This is a genomic window from Ensifer sp. LC384 (genome assembly GCF_001695865.1).
In the GTDB taxonomy this organism is placed as follows: domain Bacteria; phylum Pseudomonadota; class Alphaproteobacteria; order Rhizobiales; family Rhizobiaceae; genus Ensifer.
This window is the reverse complement of the sequence record NZ_MBST01000049.1, coordinates 1-23,494: the sequence shown is the minus strand read 5'-3', so window position 1 is coordinate 23,494 and position 23,494 is coordinate 1. Positions and strand designations below refer to the sequence as shown.

The window sequence follows — 23,494 nt, the reverse complement described above, 5'->3', positions numbered from 1 at the left end:
TGGCGACGGTTCAAGCCGCTATAGCCCGAAAGGGCCGCCCGTGTCGCAGTGCTGACGCGGACACGCTTCCAATGTTTACAGATACTTAGAGAAGGAGTGCACAATGACTCAGGTCCGGCCGGGCTGCGGATCGCGTTTTCGACCAGGTTTGAATCGATGTCGACGCAGCCGTCATCGAGGAAGAGCCGGAAGCCATCCTGGCGTTTGAGCATATAGGCCATAGCCTGACCGAGGTCGGACTTGCGCGAGACGCGCGCGGCTTGAGCGGACAGCCAGGTGAAGAACTCATCCACCAATGGGCGGGACAGGTGTTGGCGGATATCCCGGCGATATTCGGGATCACGGCCTCGGATGCCGTCTTCAATCTTGTAAAGAGCGGCGATACGTAACAACGCCTCGTCGACGATGGGCGAACCCTTCTTCGGCTTGGCCTTGATCAGTTTTCTGCGGCCATGCGCCCAGCAGAAGGCCAGCTTCAACGGATCGCCGCCCGTGCGGTCCGGCGTGGCGAGGTGCGAGTAGCCACCATAGGCATCGACCTGGATCGTGCCGTTGAAGCCGTCGAGGATTTCTGCGGCATATTCGCCTTTACGCCCAGGCCGGTAGTGGAAGACCACGCCAGTCGGCGCAGAGCCATTCCAGCCGCGATCGTCGCGCAGAACCGCCCAGAGATAGCCAGTTTTGGTCTTGCCGCCTCCCGGATCCAACACCGGGGCCGTGGTCTCGTCGACATAAAGTCTTGAGCTGCCCTGTTTCAGGATCATGGCCATGTGGTCTACCACCGGCGCGATCGCAGCACCCGTCCTGCCCATCCAATCTGCCAGGACCGTGCGGTCGATCGGCACTCCGTGCCGGGCCATGACTGTCGCCTGACGGTTGAGCGGCATATGTTCGGAATGCTTGGACACGGCGATCTGCGCCAACAGGGCTTCGGTCGGCCAGCTACCTTCCAGCAAATGCGCCGGCGCTCTGGCCTGAACCACGCCCGTGCGGCCCTTGGGACACGCGTATTTCGGGCGGATCGTGACGATCACCTGATAGCAAGCCGGAATTTGATCGAGCCGTTCCGTCCGATCTTCGCCGATCCGAACCATGTTGCCGCAACCACAGGGGCAAGCGATGCTGTCGGGCTCGATCACCCGCTCGACCCGCGGCAGGTGCTCAGGCAGCGCGCGCGTCTTGCGCTGTTTGCGAGGGACGTCCTTCCCGATATCGGGTCCGCTCGCCGCGATCTTTTCCTCGACGAAGGCGATCTGGGCCTGTGTTTCGGCAATGGCCGTCTCCAGGTCCTCCAGCGCCAGTTCCATCTGCGTTGGATCCAGCTTTTCCGATTTCGGCCCGAACTTCGTACGCCGGTAGTCCTGAACCTGGCCCTCAAGCTTCTCGATCAGTTCCTTTAGCTCGGTGATGACGGCGTCCTTTTCGGCCACCACCGCCTGCTCATGCTGACGTGCCGCACGTTCGACCGACAGCTCGAATTGCACCGCCGCAAAGGCGTTCAATACCTCGGGAGGAAGGTCCGGAAACTGGCTGAGATCGATCGGCTGCGACATGCGTCTTCATAGCAAATCGAAGCAGAAAAACCCAACAAAACAACGCCAAAACCGAACCGGTGAGTCATCCTGCCGCAGTTGGCGGTGCCACCCGCCGCGCCATCACTCGTCGCCAATCGAGCCCTTCGAACAACGCTTCAAACTGCGCACGTGACAGCCGCATCGTTCCATCCTGCACCTTGGGCCATGCAAAGCTGCCCTGTTCCAAGATTTTGTAGGTCAGCACCATTCCGGTGCCATCCCATACCAGGATTTTCAAACGATCCCCGCGCTTCGACCGGAAGACTACGGTGACCCCGGAATGCGGATCAAGCTTCAACTCGGTCTGCACCATCAAGGCCAGCGCCTGATGGCCACAGCGGAAGTCCACCGGCCGCGTCGCGATCAGGATCGGTAAGCGTTGGCCCGCGACGATCATGCTGTCCCTCGCATCGCCCGCACCAAGGCCGCAACCCGATCAACCGGCACATCGCCGGGAACCCTCACCACGAGGTCTGCGCCTATTTCTACTGTCATAATCCCTGAAGTGATCTCGACCAGCTCCGGAACCGGCGATGCATCGGCAGCCTCCTTCGGTTCCGTTGCGATCGCCAGCGGCACAAAGGCAGGTTCGATAGACCCGTCCTCAATGGCTGGCATTAGTTCGGCAGGCAGCGCCAGAAGACCCTGACGTGCTTGTCGTCGCCAGCAAGAAAGCTGATGCGCAACGAGATCATGACGACGCGCAACGTCAGCGACCCTAACTCCAGGCTGAAGGCTCTCCGCAACAATCCGCGCCTTCACAGCATTGGGCCATCGCCGGTTTCCACGACGTGGCTCGACAATTTCACAGCGCCCAACAAATCCCTCACCATCTGCCATGCCAAATCTCCAGCTCTTGCCGAAAACCTTGTGGCAGATACCTCAATGCTCAGAAACACACGGAATCAATGGGATGTAGGCGGCGCATACATTGCTGTGATGGCTTTGTTGACTTCTTCGCGCCGGAGATAACCTTCAAACTGTATGCGCTCTGCTCGTGTCAGAAGGTCGGGTTTGACCGTGGAAGCGCCCATCGACCGACGGATATCGCGCATTGATTTGCCGACGGCATCCAGAAACGCGCCGCTCGCATTTTCCATCAGATGCCAGCGATCGGCGACTTGCATTGCCTTCGGCAAAGCGCGTGCCGCCGCCTCGCCGTAACCACCGCCGCGATCTCGCGACACAACCGCTATGACTGGATGTGCTGCAAGCCACGCCTCCGCCGTTGCCATTTCGCGGTCGGAAACTGTTCCATGAATAGGGCGATGGAGTTCTTTGGTGCGCCGATGGCGCTGCTCATCAACGCTTTGACGTAGGGCCTATTGAAGACAAGCTATCTTTGTCGAATGAAATCCGACAGCGATTGCATGGCATGGCAGGTATGCATCCGAGGAAGACCGAGGAAGGCCGCGGGATAAGGTCTCGCGCGTGAAGTTGGCCTAAGATAGCCTTGCACGCGGGTTCAAGGGAGCTTTTTTATGATGCGCCGTCGGCGTCCCTGCGGGCTTCAATGATGTATTTGAGGTTGTCGATGCCATCTTCGGTGAAGAGGACAATGTGCTCGGTCAGTTCAGACGCTGGGAAGTTGTCGTAGGCACTCAGGCAGCCGTCTTCCGAGAACATTTCGATGGAGCACTCGTGCAGGAAGTCCTCGTCTTCACCAAGCATTTCGGCCACGTATTTCAACGTGTACAGAGTCGAGTTGCGATATCCCATTCGTCGATCCCTTTTTCTGTCAGGCGGCCTGCTGAGAAGCCAGGTTCTCGGCCTGCCGTAGTCTTTTCCATTCCCAGGGCAGTAGTTCATGCAGGCGGGAGACGGGAAGATCGGCGATGCGGGCGAACACATCGGCGAGCCACGCCTTTGGGTCGACGTCGTTGAGACGGCAGGTCGTGATGACGGTGAGCATGACGGCGGCACGATCGGCCCCACGCTGAGAACCGGCGAAGGTCCAGTTTCGACGCCCGAGTGCAATTCCCCTCAGCGCGCGCTCGGCGGCATTGTTCGTGAGACAAATCCGGCCATCTTCCAGGAAACGGGCAAAACCATCCCAGCGCTTCAGCATGTAATCGATCGGCTCGACGACCTCGGACGATTTGCTGAGCGTGGCGCGCTCCCGTTTCAACCACTCGTACATGTCATCGAACAGCGGCTTGCTCTTTTCCTGCCGCGCGGCCAGTCGTTCTTCGGCGCTCAATCCATTGATCTGGCGCTCGATCTCGAACAGCGCATCGTACCGTTGGACGGCCTCCAGGGCGATCGGCGAGATCGGCTTGCCTTTGCGTTTGCGGTCACGGGCCCTTTTCTGGATATCGGCCAGTTCAAAGAATTTGCGCCGCGCATGCGCATGACAAAAGGCAAAGGTGATCGGCACTGCTTTCTTCTCGGCGACACTGAGCGGCTCGAAACCATTGTAGCAATCACTCTGCAGAATGCCGCCATACCCGGCCAGGTGTTTCTGCGGGTGCTCGCCGCGACGGTCGCTCGAAGCATAGTAGATTGCCGCCGGCGCCGCCGCTCCGCCGTAGGGTCGGTCATCGCAAACGTAGGTCCATATTCGCCCGGTCGTGCATTTGTCTTTGGCCTGGATGGGAATGGTGGTGTCGTCGCCGTGAAGCCGCTCGGCCGCAAAGACATGCTTCTCGATCAGATCAAAGATCGGCAGGAGCGCGGCTGTTCCATACCCGACCTGGTCGGCCAGCGTCGAGGTCGAAAGCTCGATGCCCTCGCATTTGAACCGGGTGCTCTGGCGGTTCAGCGGGCTATGCATTCCAAACTTGTCAAAGAGGATCGTCGCCAGCAGATGAGGGCCGATGAAGCCGCGCGGCGTGGCATGGAACGGCGCCGGCGGCTGGCTGATCGCCTCGCAGTCACGGCAGGTAAATTTCTCCCGCACCGTCTCGATCACTTTGAACCGGCGCGGAACCTCCTCGAGCGTCTCGGTGATGTCCTCGCCCAGCTTCGACAGGCGCGAGCCACCGCAACAAGCACAAGCGGTGGGAGGATCGATCACCACGCGCTCACGCTCGATATTCTCCGGCCAGGGCTTTCGCACCGGCCGTTTGCGCGTGAACGAACGCACGCTTGAGGTCCTGGCGGCCGCAGCCTGCGCTGCAACCTCATCCTCCGTCGCCGCCATCACCAGCTCTTCGAGCTGCAATTCCATCTGATCGATCAGGCGCGCCGTGCGCTCGGATCTCTGGCCGCGCAGTTCGCGCTTCAGCTTTTCGATCGCCAGCTCCAGGCTGGCGATCAGGGCTTCGCTGTCCGACAACATGGCCTGCACATTGGCGGCTTGCGCCACCGCAATGTCCCGCTCGGCGACGACGGTATCGCGCTCGGCGACAACGACATCGCGTTCAGCCCGTAACATCTCACGCTCGGAAAGCAGCGCCAGATAGGCGCTCGCAAGGTCCGCAGGAAGATCGGAAGGCTTCGAATTCATGAAGCCATTCGATCAGATTCTCCCTGTATTTTCAATGTAATAATGCTATCCGACCCGTGTCGGACGCCAGGTTTCCTGCGGATTGCGCCAGTCGATCCCGGACAGCAAATACGACAGTTGCGCCGGTGAGATCGCAACCGCGCCGCCCTCCACATTCGGCCAGATAAACCGGCCCTTCTCCAGCCGACGGGTAAAAAGGCAGGCGCCCAGACCATCATGCCAGATGATCTTCAAAATATCCGATCTGCGCCCCCTGAAGACGAAGAGATGCCCTGACAACGGATCATGCTTCAGAACCTCCTGCACCCGAAGCGCCAGAGAGGGAAAGCCACAGCGCATGTCCGTATACCCCGTCGAAAGCCAGACCTTGACGCCTGTTCCCATCGGAAACGGGTTCATCGCAACGTCTCCAGCCCTCGGACAATCCGCAGCAGCACCTCAACGTCGACATCGCGGTCCACGATCACACGGCGACCATTCGCGCTGACAACCTCCATCCGGCCGGCGTTCGGCAATGACCCTGCTGCCGGCTCTATCTCCGGAACAAGCAGCGCCGGGACAAAGCCGCCGACAGGCGACGCAACATCCCGTTGCCACGCTCGTGCGAGCCGGCGCCATTCATATAACTGCGAACGCGATATTCCATGTCGCCGCGCCGTCGTCGCACACAAGCCAGGTTCCGAATAACTCTCAGCGACAATCTGCAGCTTCATCTCTTTGCTGAAGCGTCGCCGCCGGCCGCTATCGATAATCTCAAGCCGTTCCATTCCGCACTGTCCCTTTTGACGTCAATAAGGACAGTCAGTGCCAAATCCGACAATTCCTACAAGGCGGCCTTACTCGGATGCGTACCATGGCAGTGTGGCATGATGCGGCACTGGATTGGCACAATCCTCCGGGACCTAGCCCATGGTCCAAAGTGGAAGATGTCAAATTTGCCGAAGCAGTCGAACAGCTTGTTGGGGCATCAGACGGGAACTCGGGCCCGGCTGCGAACTCATCAACGAACATCGTTCCATCTATTGAATTCAATTGAGATGTCGGCGCTACCTCCGACACGTATCGGTACGACTAAGGACCGGAGGCATTATACTATCCGCGGCCCTGACCGGATGGATACCCTCCAACCGACCGGCAACGGCTTCGATCATACAGAACGTTTTGTTCGGACATAGCTTCAGACATAGCAATTCATACCAGCGCTCATTGTGCGCATACGAATAAGCTCGATGTCTCGCTATCGCCAGACGGGGTCTATGCACCGCCTACCTTAAAGCCAGCTATGGCCCCGAAGAGGTCTGATTTAACCTTCCAGCAGCCTCATCCGCAGTAAGCGTTCCAATGCCAGACCGATGAACAAAGCAGTTAAACCAAATCCGATGAGGTAAGTCTTGCTGATCAGTTTGTCACTGTAAGTTTCAAAGTACGCGGTTCTCATCCATTCAACCGCCTGAAGTACGGGGTTCCAAGAGAGCGGTATGGCGATTTGATCAGGGAGGGAGGAAGCTACGAAAAGCGTTCCTGATCCAATGTAAAGAAGGATCAGGAAGAGCGCGTAGGCGGTAGCGACGAGGTTGGTTACCATCACCAAGACACCGACGATCGTGCCAACTCCAACCGCCAGCAACAAAGTCGCCAGATATGCGTAAACGGCTTGTTCCCAATCGAAAGGAAAGGGGTCGTCGCCAGACAGCAGCATGACGATTGTGATCAGGGCCAGCGTTAGCGCCGCTCCAATAGTTTCGAGAAACGCTCGGGCCGCCATGATGTCGAGAGCTCGCACGACTGGAAAGGCTAGCATAGGTTTGTTGAGGATGAGCGACATTGACATGAAGCGCGAGACATACATGAACAACATTGTGGGGATGAGCCCCGTCAAGAAGAAAACATTAAGGCTCTCGCCGAAAGGAGCTTGTCGTCCACTGAAGGTATAGATTGAGAGCAAAATAAGCATATGGCCGAGTGGCCATAGTGGCACCAGTAGAAAGCCCAGTCCGTGGTCGAAGAAGCGCGTTCTTACATCCCGCAGGATGACGGCGCTCATGACATTCTTTTTTTGTTGAAGCGCAAAGCGAAGCGACGTAGGGGACAAATTGCTCGCCGGCGAGGATGTTCTCTGCATGAAACTACGATCCTGTTCTGTCGCTGGAAGCTTGGACATGTATGAGACGAAAGTGTCATCTTCAGGAAAACACGCCCCTCATAAATTCACAAACCCGCTTGTCGCCGCGGCGGTGCCGAAAAAAGGCATGCCTCGTGCCCCTTAGATGTTTGCCTTGCTGATGCGTCAAGTTTGCCTTGAATCGGCGAACAAAAAAAACCTAGAAAATCGACCATGAACTTCGCTCTGGCTCCTCACGACATACAGGAGCGGGCTACGATCGCCAGGTCCTCGCAGGGTGCAAAGACGTTGGCGGCAGGAGGCGTGGCATTGATGTGTTTTTGGTGTAGTTCGGATTGGTGGTCGGGTCCTGAAAGGCCTCTGTGTCATGGCGGTCGCGGAGGTTCTGCTTCTCCTGCTCGAACCTCATCCGCTTCTCCTTCCCAACCTCCGAGCCACGGGACAAGGATTCGTGATGGTAGAGGCAGGCAAAGGGTGTCCATATGATACGGAAGCCTAGTTTGTAGGCACGCATGCAATAATCTACGTCGTTGTATGCGACCGCGAAACGTTCCTCATCCCACATACCGACCTGAGACCAGCAGTCTCCGGAAATCAGCATTACCGCTCCCGTTACGCAAGTCATCGAATTTCGGACGTGTAAGCGGTTCAGCGGCCCGCCGTAGTTGGCCGGCTTATTCAGGTACCAATGCCCGGCAAGTCCGCCGAAGCCTACAATGACACCGGCATGCTGGATCTTTTCATCCGGAAACAGCAGTTTTGCGCCCACGATTCCGGTATCTTCAAATTGTAGACAGGAGACCATCTCTTTCAGCCAGTTGGGTTCTAACACCTCTACATCGTTGTTCAAAACAAGGAAGTGGTCACCACTAGCGAGCCGATAGCCGCGGTTTATGGAACGGGCAAAATTGAATTTTTCCACTACAATCTCAGCTTTGAAATTGTGATGGCGTTGACGATAGGTCTCATAGAGGTCGACCACCTCTGTATCGGTTGTTCCGTTATCCACCACGATGACTTCGAAGTCTGTATAGTTCGTTTTCTCGAATAGGTCTTCCAGAATGCGGCTGATCAACGTCAGGCCATCTTTGCTGGGAATGATAATTGAAATCTTCGGCCAGCGATCTATATCAAATACGGGGCGGTGCAATGTCTGCGTCAGTGCCGGCTTGATTTCAGCCGGTAAGCCGCTTCTGTCCAGCCGTTCCGTGATTGCCCTGCGAGCATTATTGGTCGAACTTTCCAGGAAAGTGCGTGAATAGGTGCTGCCCGTTCTGCGCCACCAATAGGCGGGGTAAGGCAGATGGAAGATATCACCCGGATCGAGACCGTCGAGATATCGTAGCAAGAGGTCATAGTCCTGTGATCCGTCATATCCGGTCCGCAGATAGCTGATCTCTAGAAGCCTGTCATGACGATAGAAGGACAGATGATTGATGTAATTGACGCCGGTTAGAAGAACCGGATCAAAAGCAGGCTTCAACATCACCCCTTTCGGGGCGAGCTTGTCGTCAACCACCAGTTCGTCCGTGTAAAGAAACATTGCGCCAGGATGGTCGGTGAGTGCGCGACGAATGACTTTCAGTGCGTGAGGTGCGAGAAGGTCGTCGTGATCAACAAAGGTTACCCAGCGTCCACGCGCTTGCGCAAGGCCCGAATTGGTGGCCGCCGCGATACCGCCATTGTGCTCGTTTCGAACAACCTTGATGTTCTGACGGGATGCAAGTGCGGACAGTGATTTGATCGTTTCGCTCGATGTGGAGGCATCGTCGCTTAGGATCAACTCCCATCCAGTCTCGTCTTGGCGCTCGAAGGAATCCACTAAGTCGTCCAGATATTGTGAAGGCGCATTGTAGACCGGAACGACCACGCTTAGCCAAGGTAGGTCCTCCACCTTCTGCATCGGTGAGAGTTGAGCAGCCAGATCATAAGTCGAGCGGATAAATTCTTTGATCGGCGATCGCTTTCTTAAATGCACCCTCGGCAACCCGATACCAAATCGGGGTACTTGATCGACGTCGAGCCTGATGCCCGCTTCTGCTCCCTGCAACTGGCCGACGTAGATGTCTGCCTCAGAAAGAGAACCGAATGTTGTAGCCGCAAATTCAAAGCTAGCGTCGCCGCTACACGGATCTATTCGGACAGAACGGATATTACCGACACGCCCTATGTTAAGTTTGATAACGAAGCGTTCGCCGGCGGCAAGCGTTATGGCGTCAGCTTCGCGAAAACCGCGCCCGTTGTTCAGGTAGACCTTGGGCGCGATGGTCTGCCCGCCGACTGCGCAGATTTCGACGACGATATATGGAGGGCGGATCAGGCCGTAGCGGAGCGTGAAAGCGGGATCATCTCCGACAGATGTCCAAGTCCGTCTGTGAACATCTGAGCCATCTACGGTTTCCAGATCATCATTGGGAGTAATTGTCAGAACCACCCGGCTAACCTTTCAAATCGATAATCTCCCTTTATCGCACACAACGCTAAAAGGAAGTGAGATGGCGTCATCTGTGTTATCTTTTCCGGGGAGTTGCCGTGATTTCGTTCCTGCCGCGTCCGGCCCCATAGCCGCTGGAACCTGGGCACATCTCGACAGGCAGACTTCGAAATAGTCATGGCAAGCGAAAACCAGATTACTCAGTCGGTCGGGCTCTCGAATTGAGTATGCGGACAACTGGAGCGATTTTAGCACCGGTGCGAGGCAACTGTGATCTCCATACCATGTGGGCGCCCGGAATTGATTCGCGACAGCAAGCTCAGTTTTTGCAAATTGTTCAGTGAAGCCTACTCCGACCGACCGAAAGCAAGCCTACTGCCGAACCCCAAAGGATCAAGGTGACAACAAATATGCCTCCGATCCAGAAAAGGCGTTTCGGATACTCCGCGGAGTCGGAAAGCGTCGGCTTGAGAAAAGTGTCAAGATAGATCAGTTGCTGTTTACTCACGAACTGCACCTGTTCAAGAGACTTGACCGACGCTGAGAATTGTTTCTCCGCCAAGTCCTGTTCAAGTTCCAACTGCGACATGTCGACCGCGATATTGGCAAGATTTGCTGTCGCTCCCACATTGGGCGTCGTACCCGCCAGCTCGGCTTTCAAGTTCTCTACTTGCTGCTGCCTAATCGTGATTTCCCGATCCAGCACGCGCATCTGAGGCGCGCTCGCGGAAACTGTTGCCGAGTGCGACGCATAGCGTTGCTGGAGATCGAGCAGTTCTTTCTGAGACGAGCTGAGCAATTGCGTTATCATTTTCGACGAACCCTCGACATCGAGGACGCCTGCCTTGTTGCGGGCCAGCTGAAGTTTCTCCCGAGTGGTCTGCAATCGAGACGCGGCATGTTCCAGGTTGTTTTGGGCGGTTGCGATGACATCCTTCCAAATACGATCGTTCAAGTCGTTGACGACTTGCTCCGATGCCTCGACTACTTTTTGCAGGATCAGCTGCGAATCTGCCGCGGAAAAAGCTTTGACTGTAATGACGACGATGCCACTTTTGGGGCTGACGCTGGTGGATACCATTTTGGACCAATATTCATGCAAGCCTTCGGCGGTCTCGTCCGAACGAAGCCTTGCCAAGAAGTCGATAGTGTCTCGACCGTATATGTTTTGCAGAAGGTTTTCCTCCATGAGAATGGAAACCATTTCCCTGCTCTTGATGTAATCGGTCACGATAAGGGTATCCTGGACAATCTTTGCTGCGGGCAAACCAGTGACCTTCGCGAGCTGATCCTTGCCGAGGGCTGGGCTGGAGGACCGGACTGTGAGCCGCGTCTCGGACTCGTACTGATCGCTCGCTAGGTAGCCGTAGTAAGCGATTGCGAACAAATTCGGCGCGGCCAGGATCAAAACAGTCAGCAGGACAAACGCTGCAATGAAGAAGCGATCGATCATCCGTGTCCGCAGACCAACTGCTTTGAAGAGGGCGCTGCGGCTCGATGTAGCAAGACGCAACTTTCGAGCTGTAATGGACAGTCTTTTGGCGACGTCGCGATGATCGACCAGCGCTCTCTCGGTCGAACTTTCAGAAGGTGTCAAATTCGAGTGGTCGGTCATCGCGAACCGTTTGCTCCGTTACGCCTGTCTCTTCGACGGGCAATGAACTTTTAATGCTGGTTTCCCTAACGAAATCGCGCACCTGTCTTCATCGGGAATCATGGCACGGTCGCAATAATCGTTAATCGTGTCCATTCCGTGCGCGATATGACTAGATGTGGATTTTATCATATCTCACAAAAGAACTTTGAGCATCATCAGATTGTGTATCGCGTGCAAGCGTAACCTCGTCGACAAGACAGTATTTGAGCTTTCCTGCGTGAGATCTCGAAATGTACAATTCAGGACGACTTAGCTGTGTGCTGCTGATGTTGCTGCCAATCATGCGATTAATACACGGTACCCCTAATGAGTTATTCTCCGCGTGGAAATGCCGATTGACTTAAGTCGTCAAGATAGGTGGAGCTATAAATTTTCGAATACCCCTCTCAGATAATGACCATACACGCTTTTCCCATAGGTTTCTGCAAGCTGCAGCAGGGCAATTTGATCAATGAAGCCCATGCGAAAGGCGATTTCCTCCGGGCAGCATATTTTGAACCCTTGGCGCCTTTCAAGTGTAGCGACAAACTCTGACGCCTCCAGAAGGCTGTCAGGCGTGCCTGTGTCAAACCATGCATAGCCGCGCCCCATCTGTTCCACGTGGAGATCGCCTCGCGCCAGATAGGCACGATTGACGTCCGTGATCTCAAGCTCGCCTCGTGGCGAGGGTTCGAGGTTCATGGCGATTTCGACGACATCCTTGTCGTAGAAGTATAGTCCGGTTACGGCCCAATTAGAGCGAGGCTGAACCGGTTTCTCTTCGATGGATTTGGCCTGCATTGCACTGTCGAATTCGACAACTCCGTAACGTTCGGGGTCCTTGACGTGATATGCGAAGACGGTTGAGCCTGCTGGGCGCTTCATCGCGTTCGTCAGGAGATCGGTGATGCCGTGCCCGTAGAAAATGTTGTCGCCAAGTATTAGGCAGGATGGGCTCTCGCCGACAAAATCTGCACCGATGATATAGGCCTGTGCCAGACCACCAGGCGATGGCTGCGCGGCATAGGTCACGCTGATGCCCCATTGCGATCCATCGCCGAGCAGGCGTTCGAACAGTGGCATGTCCGCCGGTGTCGAAATGATCAAAATGTCGCGAATACCGGCCAGCATCAACGTCGAGAGGGGATAGTAGATCATTGGCTTGTCGTAAACCGGCATGAGCTGCTTGGAGATCACCCGGGTCATCGGATGAAGCCGCGTGCCGCTACCGCCGGCGAGGATAATTCCCTTCATACGTCGGAAGTCCTTCTCGTTCAGATTAACCGTGACACAACGGCAGCAATTGAGTCCTGCCATCGTGGCAGCACTAAGCCATACGTATCAGCCAGCTTTTGACAATCAAGCCTCGAGTTCGCCGGCCGCTTCGCAGGAGTCGGATAGGCGCTCGATAGAATGCGTCCCACGGAGGCGCTCGGCCCGCCTCGAGCGCCCGAGACGGCGAAAATCTCTTCGGCGAAGTCTGCCCAACTTGCCTCTCCTTGCGCTGTCATATGGAAGATACCGCGGAGGCGTCTGTCATTACTGTCGAGCAGGTTACTCGCGACAGTAAGCAGGGTATCGGCGATATCGAGCGCCGAAGTTGGGTTGCCGACCTGATCATCAACGACGTTCAGGCTGTCGCGGGCTTCCGCCGCCTTGAGCATGGTTTTCAGAAAATTTTTGCCGAAAGGACTGTAGACCCACGCCGTGCGCAAGATAACGTGATTTGGATGGGCCCTGGCTACCGCTTTCTCGCCAGCAAGTTTAGAGCGGCCATAAGCACCGATCGGAGCAACCGGATCGGCCTCCGAGTAGGGCGAGCTTTTGGATCCATCAAAAACGTAGTCGGTCGAAAGATGGATGACAGGTATACCTAAGGAAGCTGCCGTCAGGGCAATCTTCCCGGCGGAGGTACCATTTACGATCGTTGCCGCCTCTTCGTCCCTCTCCGCCGCATCAACCGCCGTATAGGCAGCGGCGGAGACAATCACATCGGGACGGGCGTGGCGGAGAGGCGCCTCAATTGTTTCCGGTCGCGCGAGATCGAACTCTGGCCGACCGACGGCAATGACCTCAAAACGCTCGCCCTCTGCGGCTCGTTCGACCAGCGAGGTGACGACCTGTCCTTCACGGCCCGTCACCACCATGCGTTGGCGCGGCCGGATCATGCTACACCCTGCTTCGGTTCATCCAAAAGGCCTAGGCGGGTACCGTCATAGCCACTGCGTAGAGGCCCCCACCACCATTCGTTTTCGAGATACCAGCGCACCGTCTTCTCAATGCCAGTGTCGAAATTTTCTTGCGCTTTCCAGCCGAGTTCCGTCTCGAGCTTGGTTGCATCGATCGCGTATCGGGTGTCGTGACCGGGCCGGTCAGTCACGTAGGTTACAAGCCGGTCATGCGGTTCCCTACCGGGCAGAAGCGCGTCCATCAGTTCGCAGATGCGGGTAACCACATCTATGTTGCGCCGCTCGTTTCGCCCGCCGACATTGTAGGTCTCACCGATCCGACCGCGCTCCGCAATGACGTCGAGCGCGCGGGCGTGGTCTTCGACGTAGAGCCAGTCTCGGACGTGTAAGCCATTGCCGTAGACGGGCAGCGGCTTGCTTTCCATCGCGTTCAGGATGATCAGCGGGATTAGCTTTTCCGGGAAGTGGTAGGGGCCGTAGTTGTTGGAACAGTTGGTGACCACGACAGGTAGGCCATAAGTACGCATCCATGCCTTTGCGAGATGGTCCGATGCAGCTTTCGAGGCCGAGTAGGGTGAGCTCGGATCGTAGGGCGTATCTTCTGTGAAGAGCCCATCTCCGCCAAGCGAACCGTATACTTCATCGGTCGAAACATGCAGGAACCGGAACGTCTCCCTTCGCGTCGGCTCCAGCCCCATCCAGTACTGCTTGGCGCAATCCAGCATGGTAAAGGTGCCGATGATATTGGTATCGATGAAGTTCTTTGCGCCAGAGATGGAGCGGTCGACATGGCTTTCTGCGGCAAGATGCATGATGCGATCAGGCTGAAAAATGGAAATAGCCTCGGCGATTGCGGCGCGATCGCAGATATTGGCTTTCAGGAACCGATATCCAGGATTGTTGGCGACGGACTTAAGCGAGGTTTCCGTCCCAGCATATGTCAGCGTGTCGACGTTGAGGACTTCGTAACCCTTGTCCATCACCAGGTGGCGAACCACCGCAGAGCCAATGAAACCTGCTCCACCCGTTACCAGTACGCGCATTACAATATCTCCGTTCATGGTCGCAGCTAAGAGCCGCAGATTGTGATTGCGGCTTACCGCACTGAAAGTCGACTGGGAGGACCTTAAAATATGGCTGCTTTTCTCAGATCGGCGAGCCTCGGCTGCTTCCTCTCTTTGTCTGAAACTGTTGCATTTGCCGCGTCGATCGGCCAGTCACTTTCCAAGTTGGGGTCATTCCAGAAAACGCCGCGGTCGTCTTCGGGGCTGTAGTAGCTCGTCACATTGCAACTGACCACTGTGTTAGTCTTACTGCGTCATAAATTTGGATCACGCGTCATTGCCCTGGTGCAGCATGGACATCGCTGGAGGAGCGACTCAGTATGACGGTCAAGTGTCGTCGGACGGTGGCGATCGAATTTGGCGCGTGTCGCTCGGGTCGGATCGGGGGATCCGCGGGGTCGATATCGTTCGGGAACGGGAGATTTCAGGCTGCTTTTGGTGTTATCCAGTGCTGAGGGGGGGCCGCCTCCCTTTGGGAGATGAGGAATCCGTAGGCGGCGATACAGAGGCCGGCATGATGATGGAAGTCTCGCCAGCCTCGCCCCTCGTGATGGCCGCGGCCGAGTTCCTGCTTGAGCTCCTGATAATCGCGCTCGATGCGCCAGCGCAGTTTTGCCGTGCCAACAAGATGCTCAAGCGAGATGCCGGCGGGCAAGGAGGACAACCAGTATTTGAGGGGCTCGGCGTCGCCCTCGGGCCATTCGATCAGCAGCCATTCTTCGGCGCGCGGCTCAGTCAAATTGTAATCCCTGGACGCGGGCCCGACGCGCACGGCGGCAAAGCGGGAGGCGAGGTCGGCGTTCGTTCCTTCCCACCAGCTAATGGGCTGCCAGACCTCTTGCTGCAGGTCCTGAGCCAACACCTTTGCCGATACCGGGCTGTGCTTGAGGCTGCGGCGCATCCGCGAGGTTGGTCGCCCCTTTCCGTGCCAAGGCTTGGGTGGCAATGGTCACACGCCAGGTCGCCAGATACTGAGCGTCGGCTGAACGCCCAGGACTTAATCGAGGCCGAGTGCCGACAGGCCGGTGCGGAATGCGCAGCCGGCGTCGGCCAACACCACACCGGACGCGACCCCTGCCGCTTGGGCGGCTGGGATCTGGTCGAGCGCGATTGCGGGCTTTGTCTGGAACGCGACGCTGTCAGGGACCTTCGCTTTGCGCCGCCGCTCGGGATCGTCGGTCCAGATCTCCAGCAGATACAGTCGGTCGGCAATCAGCAAGCTCCCCGCGACGTTGGCGATCGACAGGCTGAGCGCGACCTGGCAGTTATCCTGCTTGCCGATCTGGCCGCAGTATTGCCGCGCGACCCCGACCGAATGCCTGCCTTGTTGGGAAATTCGGTGTCGTCCACGATCCACGCCTCAATCGGCGCATGCCGCTGGAGCAGCGGCAGCGCCAAGTCGCGAATCCCCGCCAGACGCGTCGTCCGACTACGGCGCTTGACCGACGAAATGCAGTAGTGACTGATGCTTGGACGATACCCGCGTTGGCGCCGTCATCGCAGCCTGAGGCTCGCCACTCTTGCGGTCCACCGGCAGCATTAGCACCTACTTTGGCAGAATGCATTTTGGCGGTCTGAAGCGGATTCTGCAGTGCGGACATCGTTCTGGGGCTGACGCTGATAGGAGGGTGTTTATGACCGCGCGTCGGATGGCTGGCAGTGTCGGTTTAGGCGGGCCGTGCCTGTTCCTTTTTTTCCCGCTTGGCCTGGTGTAGGCGCTGATGTTGCAGGAAGGCATAAGCGATCATTGTCATCAGCGCGTGTCGATGCAGACCTTGCCATGATCGGCCTTCAAAGTGATCAAGGCCGAGCTCTTCTTTCATTTGTTGATGCGCTTGCTCGCAGACCCATCGGGCTTTGATGGCAGCTGCCAGCTGCTTTAACGTCGCTTCGGCCGGCAGATTGGAGAGATAGTATTTGCGTTCGTCGTTCGAGCGCATTCGCCCACCAGCCACGCCTCTTCGCCCGGCATATGCTGCTGTCCCTTGTCGAGGATACGTTGCGGACTACCGTCAGCGATCCGAATGCGGAGCGCAGCGAAGCGCGCTGTCAGGCGACCTTTCGTGCCGCGACGCCAACTGACCTTCTTCCAGGAGGATGCTTCCAGGATCGTTTCGGCTGCCATCGATAGGGTGTCGGGGATCGAATGCTTGCGCGGCCTGCCATGACCGGAAACCGGAAAAATCAAGGCGACATCATGGGGGTAGACCTTCTGATGTTTGGGAATACCGACAGCCCATGTGAGGCCGCGTGCACTCAGCCCCTGGCGAAACGCGGCCGATAAACCATAGCCGGCATCGGCGAGCACGGTGCCAAACCGCACCCCCGCCGCAATCAGCCTGTCGATCTCGTCGAGCGCGATCGTCGGCTTGGTGCGGGATATGCGCATCTCCTCGGGAACACCAGCCTTCACCATCCGATCCTGGTTACTGCTCCAGCTTTCCGGCAAGAACAGTCGCAAGCCCACCGGAACGGGAACCTCATCGCGTGCCAGCGTCAGCGATACCAGCGTCTGGCAATTGGCGCGTTTGCCCAGCATCGAAGCATATTGCGGAGCGACCCCGACCGAATGATCGCCCTTCTTCGGCAGACCCGTATCGTCGATCACCAGAAAGGCATCTGAAGCTCCGACTATTCTGTCAGCCTGCACAGCCAGTTCCGTCTCAAGCGGACCGGCGTCCCAAATACCATCCGAGATGAAATGATGCAGACGGTCGTAGTGATCGGGCGCAAGGCGTTCCGCCATCGGCTCGATACTCTTGCGATCACCCGGTCCGATCAGGCCGGAAATATAGACCGGGCACATCTGCCGCCGCTTTTTGTGACCAAGCTTCTCAACGAACGGCTTCAACCAATCCGTCAGTGCAATATCCTGCTCCACCATCCACCGCACCCCTTTTGAGGTGCCAAAGATGGCCGATCATCGTTAACAGTCGGTTAATCTGCCAGAGTAGTGTTAGGGTCGAGACTCAATCAGGTCCACCAGATGACAATCGCGGCGATGTAGCATGTCGCCGCGAAATTGATGCTGAGTTTGTCATACCGGGAGGCGACACGTCGCCAGTCCTTCAGTCGGCAGAACATGCGTTCAATGATGTTTCTTCGCTTGTAAGTCTCGGGGTCGAAGGGCTGCATGCGTTTGCGGGTTGGATTGTTGGGAATGACCGGCACGGTGCCGCGATCGATGAGAAAGGTGCGCAGGGCGTTGCTGTCGTGGGCGGTGTCGGCAGCGCATAACCGGCTGGGCGGCAATGTTGCCAGCAGGCGAGTGGCGACGGGGGCGTCGCCGCGCTGACCCGGGGTTACTTCAAGCGCGACGGGACGGCCGCAACCATCGACAACAGCATGGATTTTTGTCGATCTGCCGCCTCGCGAGCGACCGATTGCCTGCGCATCTGCCCCCCTTTTCCTCCGGCTGCCGATCGATGAGCTTTGGCGGTCGTGCTGTCGATCATATGAATATCGGCATCGCCGCACTTGACCAAAGCCTCAAACAGCCGCCGCCATATTCCCCGTGCCGACCAGCGATGAAACCGGTTGTAGATGGTCGTCGCAGGTCCGTAGCATGCCGGGCAGTCCTGCCACCGGCAATCTGTCTTCAGCACATGAATGATGCCGCTGATTACCCGGCGATCATCAGTGCGATGAGCACCGGGTTGATGGGTTGGAAGCAGCGGCGCAATGACTGACCACTGCTGATCATCAAGCCAGAATTCTCCTGCCATGATCCACACTCCTTTGATTGCGAGATTGAATCACAGCAATGAATAATATTCAATGGCTTGATTGGGTTTCGGCCCTAGTCCGAGGCGGTAATCATTGAGCGGTTCCGCCCGATCGGCGTGACCGATCACATCGACCAGTCTATAGACATAATCCGCAAAGGCTGCGTCATTCCCCTGCTCAGGCGACCCATCTCAGCTTGCTCCTGCTAACCACCAATCGCTTACGCTAAGCCTTCGTTTGAGATTGCAGATGATGCGGTACGAGGCTGTCGTCCATGATAGTCACTTCATCTTCTCAGCAAAAAGTGATGCGCGTAAAGTCGTAATGGGTCTTCGGGGAATGTATCAATAAGAGTCCGGGGAAAGTGTCAATAGCGTCGTGATGCCTTGATGTGGTCATAGAAATACTTCGTCAGATGTTCTCCGGCGTGAAGAGATCAAAGTGCAGGAAGGTCTGTCCGGGCGCACCCGTCGGACCCTTGTCGATCGCCCGCATCATCAGGTTGATCGTGTCGCGGGCGAGAGCTGCGGTCGGCGTCGAGATTGCCAGTGTCACGACATCGTCGGCGAGCGCTGCGCGCGATTCCGGTGTCAGTTCGTTGACGACGGCGATCAGCTTGCCCTCAAGATTTTCCTCGCGGATGGCCGAGATTGCACCTTCCATCCCGCCGCCGCAGACGTAGAATCCTGTGAGATCCGGATGGCGCTGCAGGAGGTTGAGCGTCGCTTCATGGGTGATTTCAGTGGTGTCGAGATTGACCATCGTGTCGAGCACTTCGAAATCAGGGGCGTGCTCGCGAAAATAGGATCGGAAGCCGATCTCACGCAGTTCATGGCCGAGAAAGCGATGGCTGCCGACGAAGGCTGCGACCTTTCCCGGCTTCTTGGCAGCCTTTGCAATCATCCAGGCTGCGGTCCTGCCGACCTTGTGATTGTTCAAGCCGATGTAGCCTTCGCGGACGCCGGCTGCAAAGTCGGAAAGCAGGGAGAAAACAGGTATCCCGCGTTCCTTCAGTTCTTCGACGACCGCAGTCACCGCCGGATAGTCCGGCGCCACAAGGGCGATTGCCTGATTGCGGGCAGCCATTGCCTTCAGTTTCTCGGTGATGCCTGATGGTGTGGAGTTGGCGACGAATTCCACCTGCGGCAGGGCGCGGACGTTTGACAGCGCGAGTGCTGCGTTCTCCATCTCCTTGGCCACGGCCTGATAGAAGGATTGCTGCGGTTTCTGCAGGAGAAAGCCGAGGCGATACTGTGGAAGATCCTCGAATACGCGCTGACGAAGCAGGCCGACCGCGTGGTACCCGATGCCTTTGGCGGCATCATAGACCCGACGCGCGGTCTCTTCGCGCACCGGATGGCGACCGTTGAGAACGCGGTCCACGGTGGCAACGCTGACGCCCGCCGCACGGGCAAGGTCGGCAATCGTCGGTCTGTTGCTCATCGGCAGCCCCTGAAATGATTCCATCACACATGAAATGCAAGATCTGATGGTATTTGATAGAATATATCATCACTGCATTGAGAACTTGCAAAAGTCAACCTATCGTCAGCTCCAAGAGACGAGAGCGGCCACCGGGAGTGTGGTCGATTGCGGGAGGAGAGAACGATGGCGATGGTTCCGACAAGACGTGATTACAGCTTGCTTGGGCGCGACGCCCAGGCAGCAGTCGCCAATGGGCTGTCTGCGGCCGAGTGGTATCACACCGAGATCCCGCGCAAGCAGATGAAGGAACTGATGAAGCGCGAGAATGGTCCCGCGATCCGTGACACGGCCATCTGGTTCGGCAGCCTGATCATTTTCGGCGGCCTTGGTGCCTACTTTTGGGGAACCTGGTGGGCCGTGCCCTTCTTTCTCGCCTACGGCGTTCTCTATGGCTCGGCTTCCGACAGCCGTTGGCACGAATGCGGCCACGGCACGGCGTTCAAGACGATGTGGATGAACGACGTTGTCTATCAGGTCGCCTGCTTCATGATCATGCGCAACCCGGTTACCTGGCGCTGGAGCCATACCCGCCACCACACCGACACAGTCATCGTCGGTCGCGACCCTGAGATCGCCGTTATGCGCCCGCCGGATCTGCTTCGGCTCGTCTTGAACTTCTTCGGCATTCTGGATGTCTGGCATGCAATCATCGACATGGTGCGCAACGCTTTTGGCGTCATCAGTGCCGCCGAGAAAACCTTCATCCCGGAAATGGAGCAGCCGAAGGCGATCCGGGTCGCGCGGATCTGGTTTGCGATTTATCTCGCAACGATCGGCCTGTCATTCTATCTCGGCTCGATCCTGCCCTTGATGCTGATCGGCCTGCCGCGTCTTTATGGTGCCTGGCATCACGTGTTGACCGGCCTGTTGCAGCATGGCGGACTTGCCGACAACGTCACCGACCACAGGCTGAACAGCCGCACTGTCTACATGAACCCGGTCAGCCGTTTCATCTATTGGAACATGAACTACCATGTCGAACATCACATGTTCCCGATGGTGCCCTACCATGCGCTGCCGCGGCTTCACGCGATGATCAAGCATGACCTGCCGGTGCCGAACCCATCCATGATCCACGGTTACCGCGAGATGATCCCGGCGTTCCTGCGTCAGTTGCGCAACGAGGAGTATTTCCTGAAGCGCGAACTGCCGCCGACGGCAAAGCCCTATCGTGAAGAGTTTCATAGCGATGCCCTCGTGCGTGCCGCGGAATAAGCTAGCCGGCAACCAATCAACATTTGGAGGAAGACCCATGAGCGGAAACTGGATTGAGGTCTGCGCGGCCGATGAGATCGACGAGGAGGACGTGATCCGCTTCGACCATGACGGGCGCACCTTTGCCGTCTATCGCAGCCCAGACGACGAATATTTCGCGACCGACGGTCTGTGCACCCACGAGCACATCCACCTCGCCGACGGGCTGGTGATGGACGACATCATCGAATGCCCGAAACACAATGGCCGCTTCAATTACAAGACCGGCCAGGCCAAGGGCGCGCCCGTCTGCGTCAACCTGAAGACCTATCCGGTCAAGGTCGAGGCCGGCAGCGTTTTCATCGCGGTTGCTTGAGCGGGCGCTGATGGCGGCCAACGCGAAAATTGGGAGAGGCACATGAACAGGCCCATGAACAGAATTGTCATCGTCGGCGCCGGCGAGTGTGGTGCCCGGGCGGCTTTCGCGCTTCGGGAAAAGGGCTACGAGGGAGACATCACGCTCATTGGTGCTGAACCGCATCTGCCTTACGAGCGGCCACCGCTCTCGAAGGAAGGCCTGGTAGAGCAACTGGGTCCCAAACATGTCGCCGACGCCGACCGCTATCAGTCCGCGGGGATCAAGGTGCTCACCGGCGCAGCCGTTGAGGGCATCGATCGTGGTGCCAAGACGGTGCGAATGGCCGATGGGCGGGAATTTTCCTATGATCGGCTGCTGCTTGCGACCGGTGCAAGCCCCAGGCATTTTCCCGGGCAGTCTCAAACAACACCACTTACTCGGATGCTGCGGACGCATGCCGACGCCGAAGCTATCCGCTTGAAGCTCGCACCTGGCAACACGCTTGCCGTCATCGGCGGTGGGTTTATCGGCCTGGAACTTGCGGCGACAGCCCGTAAGCTCGGCGCGGACGTTGTTATCCTCGAGGGCTTGCCACGCGTGCTTTCCCGCGGCGTGCCGGAAGAAATCGCCGCCGTCGTTGCCGAACGACACAAACTGGAGGGCGTCGATATCCGCTGCAATGCCAGGATCGTCGGCATCGAGGCGGGCAAGGAGAGGGCGCACATTAAGCTTGGCGACGGCGACAGCCTTGTCGCCGACCTCGTCGTTGTCGGCATTGGCGCTGTGCCGAACACGGCACTGGCCGAGGCCGCCGGCCTTGCCGTCGACAATGGCATTGCCGTCGATGAGACGCTTCGCACATCTGACCCCGATATTTTCGCAGCCGGCGATTGCTGCTCCTTTCCGCTCGGACATTATGACGGCCGGCGCATACGGCTTGAAGCCTGGCGAAATGCGCAGGATCAGGGAACGCTGGCAGCGGCCAATCTGCTTGGCGCCGCCGAGGCGATTGCGAACGTGCCGTGGTTCTGGTCCGATCAATATGACCTTACGCTGCAGATCGCCGGCCTGGCCGAAGGTGCTGTGGCGACGGTGCGGCGGGACCTTGGCGATGGTGCCTTCATTCTTTTTCATCTCGATGCCAGCGGGCGGCTGATCAGCGCGAGCGGCATCGGCACAGGAAACGCGGTCGCTCGCGATATCCGTCTTGCCGAGATGATGATTGCTGCCGGCAAGCGGCCGAACCCGCAGGCGCTTGGCTCGAGCGAAACAAAGCTGAAGGCGCTGCTCGCCGCCTGAGGCTTCCCCTTTCATAGTAACAACCGATATCCGGAGATCCTGATGCGAAACCGCCGCCCGACCGTTGCCGACCTTCTTTCAATGAAAGGCAAGAGGCAGTTGACGATGCTGCGGGTGGAAACGCTCGATGAGGCCGAGGCAGCTGAAGCGGCTGCCATCGATCTTGTTTCCGTGCCGCCGGCCCTGCTTGGACCGGAATTTCGCGAAGCTGCCCCGACGTGTTTCGCTTTTCCGGGCCTCGAATATGGCGATCTCGTCACGGCCGACGAATATATCCGCGCCGCTTTCAAGGCGCTGAAGGCGGGAGGGGACGCAGTCTATTGCGCCGCAAGCCTTTCTATCGTTCGACGCATGCGGGACGAAGGCATTCCGGTCTGCGGCCATGTCGGCCTCATTCCGTCAAAGGCCACCTGGACTGGCGGGTTTCGTGCAGTCGGTAAGACGGCGGCAAGCGCGATAGAGGTCTGGCGCCAGGTAAAGGCGCTGGAAGAGGCGGGCGCCTTTGCCGCCGAGATCGAAGTGGTGCCGGGCGAGGTCGCGGCAGTGATCAGCGCGAAAACATCGATGCTCATGCTGTCGATGGGGGCCGGTACCGGCTGCGACGCGCAATATCTCTTCAGCGATGATGTGCTCGGCGCCAATCGCGGCCATGTCCCTCGCCATGCTAAAATCTACCGCAATTTTGCTGGCGAACATGAGCGACTGCAACGCGAGCGTATCGCCGCCTTCACGGAGTTTGCCGAAGATGTTCGTTCCGGCGCCTATCCCGAAGAAAGTCACCTTGTCGGGATCGACAAAGGCGAATTGAACGCGTTTCTAGCTGATATGGAGCGGGTGTAAGTCAGGCACGGCCCTGAACTCAGGTTAACGGGGATTTCGGGAAGCGTACGAGTCTGATTCAAGAGTGTTGGTGATCTGGAGGCCGACATGATTGAAGATGATCGCCCGCGGCTGCGGGTTTTGCT

General features: G+C 57.6%; 18 protein-coding genes and 4 pseudogenes. 4 read left to right on the top strand and 18 right to left on the bottom strand.

Translation table 11 applies throughout. The features are described from left to right. The 18 genes and pseudogenes from BC363_RS27250 to BC363_RS27155 form a co-directional block, all read right to left on the bottom strand. Positions 1 to 1,553, bottom strand: a 1,553-nt coding sequence (locus BC363_RS27250) for an IS66 family transposase (RefSeq protein WP_244519962.1), incomplete at its 3' end; no start/stop codon positions are given. A 64-nt stretch (positions 1,554 to 1,617) separates the two neighbouring features. Continuing rightward, entirely contained in the window at positions 1,618 to 1,971 is a 354-nt protein-coding gene (tnpB, locus tag BC363_RS27245) for an IS66 family insertion sequence element accessory protein TnpB (RefSeq protein WP_065785972.1), read from the bottom strand. After that, positions 1,968 to 2,414: a transposase gene (locus BC363_RS27240; protein ID WP_065785971.1), complete on the bottom strand. Its 447-nt coding sequence runs from the start codon at positions 2,412 to 2,414 to the stop codon at positions 1,968 to 1,970. The genes tnpB (BC363_RS27245) and BC363_RS27240 overlap by 4 nt, the downstream gene beginning before the upstream one ends. Before the next feature lie 119 nt (positions 2,415 to 2,533). After that, positions 2,534 to 2,824 (bottom strand): annotated as a pseudogene (locus BC363_RS27235) (transposase); the annotation flags it as partial. Positions 2,825 to 3,053: 229 nt separating this feature from the next. Further along, on the bottom strand, positions 3,054 to 3,293 hold the full coding sequence (locus BC363_RS27230; RefSeq protein ID WP_065785969.1) for a hypothetical protein: 240 nt from the start codon (positions 3,291 to 3,293) through the stop codon (positions 3,054 to 3,056). A gap of 19 nt (positions 3,294 to 3,312) precedes the next feature. Beyond that, positions 3,313 to 5,022, bottom strand: a complete 1,710-nt coding sequence (locus BC363_RS27225; protein WP_065785968.1) for an IS66 family transposase — start codon at positions 5,020 to 5,022, stop codon at positions 3,313 to 3,315. A 45-nt stretch (positions 5,023 to 5,067) separates the two neighbouring features. Next, complete coding sequence (gene tnpB, locus BC363_RS27220) at positions 5,068 to 5,421, bottom strand: IS66 family insertion sequence element accessory protein TnpB (protein ID WP_065785967.1); 354 nt, start codon at positions 5,419 to 5,421, stop codon at positions 5,068 to 5,070. Beyond that, positions 5,418 to 5,789 carry a transposase gene (locus tag BC363_RS27215; RefSeq protein ID WP_065785966.1) on the bottom strand — a complete coding sequence of 124 codons (372 nt, stop codon included), beginning with the start codon at positions 5,787 to 5,789 and terminating at the stop codon, positions 5,418 to 5,420. Before BC363_RS27215 ends, tnpB (BC363_RS27220) begins: the two co-directional genes overlap by 4 nt. Positions 5,790 to 6,325: 536 nt before the next feature. Continuing rightward, entirely contained in the window at positions 6,326 to 7,066 is a 741-nt protein-coding gene (locus BC363_RS27210) for an ABC transporter permease (protein WP_065785980.1), read from the bottom strand. 331 nt (positions 7,067 to 7,397) lie between these two features. After that, complete coding sequence (locus tag BC363_RS27205) at positions 7,398 to 9,578, bottom strand: glycosyltransferase (protein ID WP_244519961.1); 2,181 nt, start codon at positions 9,576 to 9,578, stop codon at positions 7,398 to 7,400. Between the two features lie 337 nt (positions 9,579 to 9,915). After that, positions 9,916 to 11,193 carry a capsule biosynthesis protein gene (locus tag BC363_RS27200; RefSeq protein WP_141690449.1) on the bottom strand — a complete coding sequence of 426 codons (1,278 nt, stop codon included), beginning with the start codon at positions 11,191 to 11,193 and terminating at the stop codon, positions 9,916 to 9,918. Positions 11,194 to 11,598: 405 nt separating this feature from the next. Further along, the gene (rfbA, locus tag BC363_RS27195; RefSeq protein WP_065785964.1) at positions 11,599 to 12,468 is read right to left on the bottom strand and encodes a glucose-1-phosphate thymidylyltransferase RfbA; all 870 of its coding nucleotides are present in this window, start codon (positions 12,466 to 12,468) and stop codon (positions 11,599 to 11,601) included. 20 nt (positions 12,469 to 12,488) lie between these two features. Then, positions 12,489 to 13,382, bottom strand: a complete 894-nt coding sequence (gene rfbD / locus BC363_RS27190) for a dTDP-4-dehydrorhamnose reductase (RefSeq protein ID WP_065785963.1) — start codon at positions 13,380 to 13,382, stop codon at positions 12,489 to 12,491. Further along, positions 13,379 to 14,446: a dTDP-glucose 4,6-dehydratase gene (rfbB, locus tag BC363_RS27185; RefSeq protein WP_065785962.1), complete on the bottom strand. Its 1,068-nt coding sequence runs from the start codon at positions 14,444 to 14,446 to the stop codon at positions 13,379 to 13,381. The genes rfbD and rfbB overlap by 4 nt, the downstream gene beginning before the upstream one ends. 407 nt (positions 14,447 to 14,853) lie before the next feature. Continuing rightward, positions 14,854 to 16,010, bottom strand: a pseudogene (locus BC363_RS36115) (IS701 family transposase); the annotation flags it as partial. Between the two features lie 124 nt (positions 16,011 to 16,134). Beyond that, a pseudogene (locus BC363_RS27170) lies at positions 16,135 to 17,351 on the bottom strand (IS701 family transposase). An 89-nt stretch (positions 17,352 to 17,440) separates the two neighbouring features. Further along, a pseudogene (locus BC363_RS33890) lies at positions 17,441 to 18,192 on the bottom strand (IS5 family transposase). A 412-nt stretch (positions 18,193 to 18,604) separates the two neighbouring features. Beyond that, entirely contained in the window at positions 18,605 to 19,636 is a 1,032-nt protein-coding gene (locus tag BC363_RS27155; RefSeq protein ID WP_065785976.1) for a LacI family DNA-binding transcriptional regulator, read from the bottom strand. Between the two features lie 165 nt (positions 19,637 to 19,801). Between BC363_RS27155 and BC363_RS27150 the strand changes: the two genes are divergently transcribed. Genes BC363_RS27150 through BC363_RS27135 form a run of 4 tightly spaced genes read left to right on the top strand, consistent with a single transcriptional unit; the run spans position 19,802 to position 23,369 of the window. Then, positions 19,802 to 20,893 (top strand): fatty acid desaturase family protein, encoded by a 1,092-nt coding sequence (locus tag BC363_RS27150; protein ID WP_065785959.1) that lies wholly within the window; start codon positions 19,802 to 19,804, stop codon positions 20,891 to 20,893. Between the two features lie 37 nt (positions 20,894 to 20,930). Further along, positions 20,931 to 21,248 carry a MocE family 2Fe-2S type ferredoxin gene (locus BC363_RS27145; RefSeq protein WP_025428998.1) on the top strand — a complete coding sequence of 106 codons (318 nt, stop codon included), beginning with the start codon at positions 20,931 to 20,933 and terminating at the stop codon, positions 21,246 to 21,248. A gap of 54 nt (positions 21,249 to 21,302) precedes the next feature. Further along, positions 21,303 to 22,529, top strand: a complete 1,227-nt coding sequence (locus BC363_RS27140; protein WP_065785975.1) for an FAD-dependent oxidoreductase — start codon at positions 21,303 to 21,305, stop codon at positions 22,527 to 22,529. A gap of 42 nt (positions 22,530 to 22,571) precedes the next feature. Then, positions 22,572 to 23,369, top strand: a complete 798-nt coding sequence (locus BC363_RS27135) for a 3-methyl-2-oxobutanoate hydroxymethyltransferase (RefSeq protein ID WP_065785958.1) — start codon at positions 22,572 to 22,574, stop codon at positions 23,367 to 23,369. The last annotated feature ends 125 nt before the right edge of the window (positions 23,370 to 23,494 follow it).

Bases quoted from the DNA above. Each gene is read 5' to 3' on its own strand.
- tnpB (WP_065785972.1), bottom strand. From the start codon at position 1,971: ATGATCGTCGCGGGCCAACGCTTACCGATCCTGATCGCGACGCGGCCG.
- BC363_RS27240 (WP_065785971.1), bottom strand. From the start codon at position 2,414: ATGGCAGATGGTGAGGGATTTGTTGGGCGCTGTGAAATTGTCGAGCCA.
- BC363_RS27230 (WP_065785969.1), bottom strand. From the start codon at position 3,293: ATGGGATATCGCAACTCGACTCTGTACACGTTGAAATACGTGGCCGAA.
- BC363_RS27225 (WP_065785968.1), bottom strand. From the start codon at position 5,022: ATGAATTCGAAGCCTTCCGATCTTCCTGCGGACCTTGCGAGCGCCTAT.
- tnpB (WP_065785967.1), bottom strand. From the start codon at position 5,421: ATGAACCCGTTTCCGATGGGAACAGGCGTCAAGGTCTGGCTTTCGACG.
- BC363_RS27215 (WP_065785966.1), bottom strand. From the start codon at position 5,789: ATGGAACGGCTTGAGATTATCGATAGCGGCCGGCGGCGACGCTTCAGC.
- BC363_RS27210 (WP_065785980.1), bottom strand. From the start codon at position 7,066: ATGAGCGCCGTCATCCTGCGGGATGTAAGAACGCGCTTCTTCGACCAC.
- BC363_RS27200 (WP_141690449.1), bottom strand. From the start codon at position 11,193: ATGACCGACCACTCGAATTTGACACCTTCTGAAAGTTCGACCGAGAGA.
- rfbA (WP_065785964.1), bottom strand. From the start codon at position 12,468: ATGAAGGGAATTATCCTCGCCGGCGGTAGCGGCACGCGGCTTCATCCG.
- rfbD (WP_065785963.1), bottom strand. From the start codon at position 13,382: ATGATCCGGCCGCGCCAACGCATGGTGGTGACGGGCCGTGAAGGACAG.
- rfbB (WP_065785962.1), bottom strand. From the start codon at position 14,446: ATGCGCGTACTGGTAACGGGTGGAGCAGGTTTCATTGGCTCTGCGGTG.
- BC363_RS27155 (WP_065785976.1), bottom strand. From the start codon at position 19,636: ATGAGCAACAGACCGACGATTGCCGACCTTGCCCGTGCGGCGGGCGTC.
- BC363_RS27150 (WP_065785959.1), top strand. From the start codon at position 19,802: ATGGCGATGGTTCCGACAAGACGTGATTACAGCTTGCTTGGGCGCGAC.
- BC363_RS27145 (WP_025428998.1), top strand. From the start codon at position 20,931: ATGAGCGGAAACTGGATTGAGGTCTGCGCGGCCGATGAGATCGACGAG.
- BC363_RS27140 (WP_065785975.1), top strand. From the start codon at position 21,303: ATGAACAGAATTGTCATCGTCGGCGCCGGCGAGTGTGGTGCCCGGGCG.
- BC363_RS27135 (WP_065785958.1), top strand. From the start codon at position 22,572: ATGCGAAACCGCCGCCCGACCGTTGCCGACCTTCTTTCAATGAAAGGC.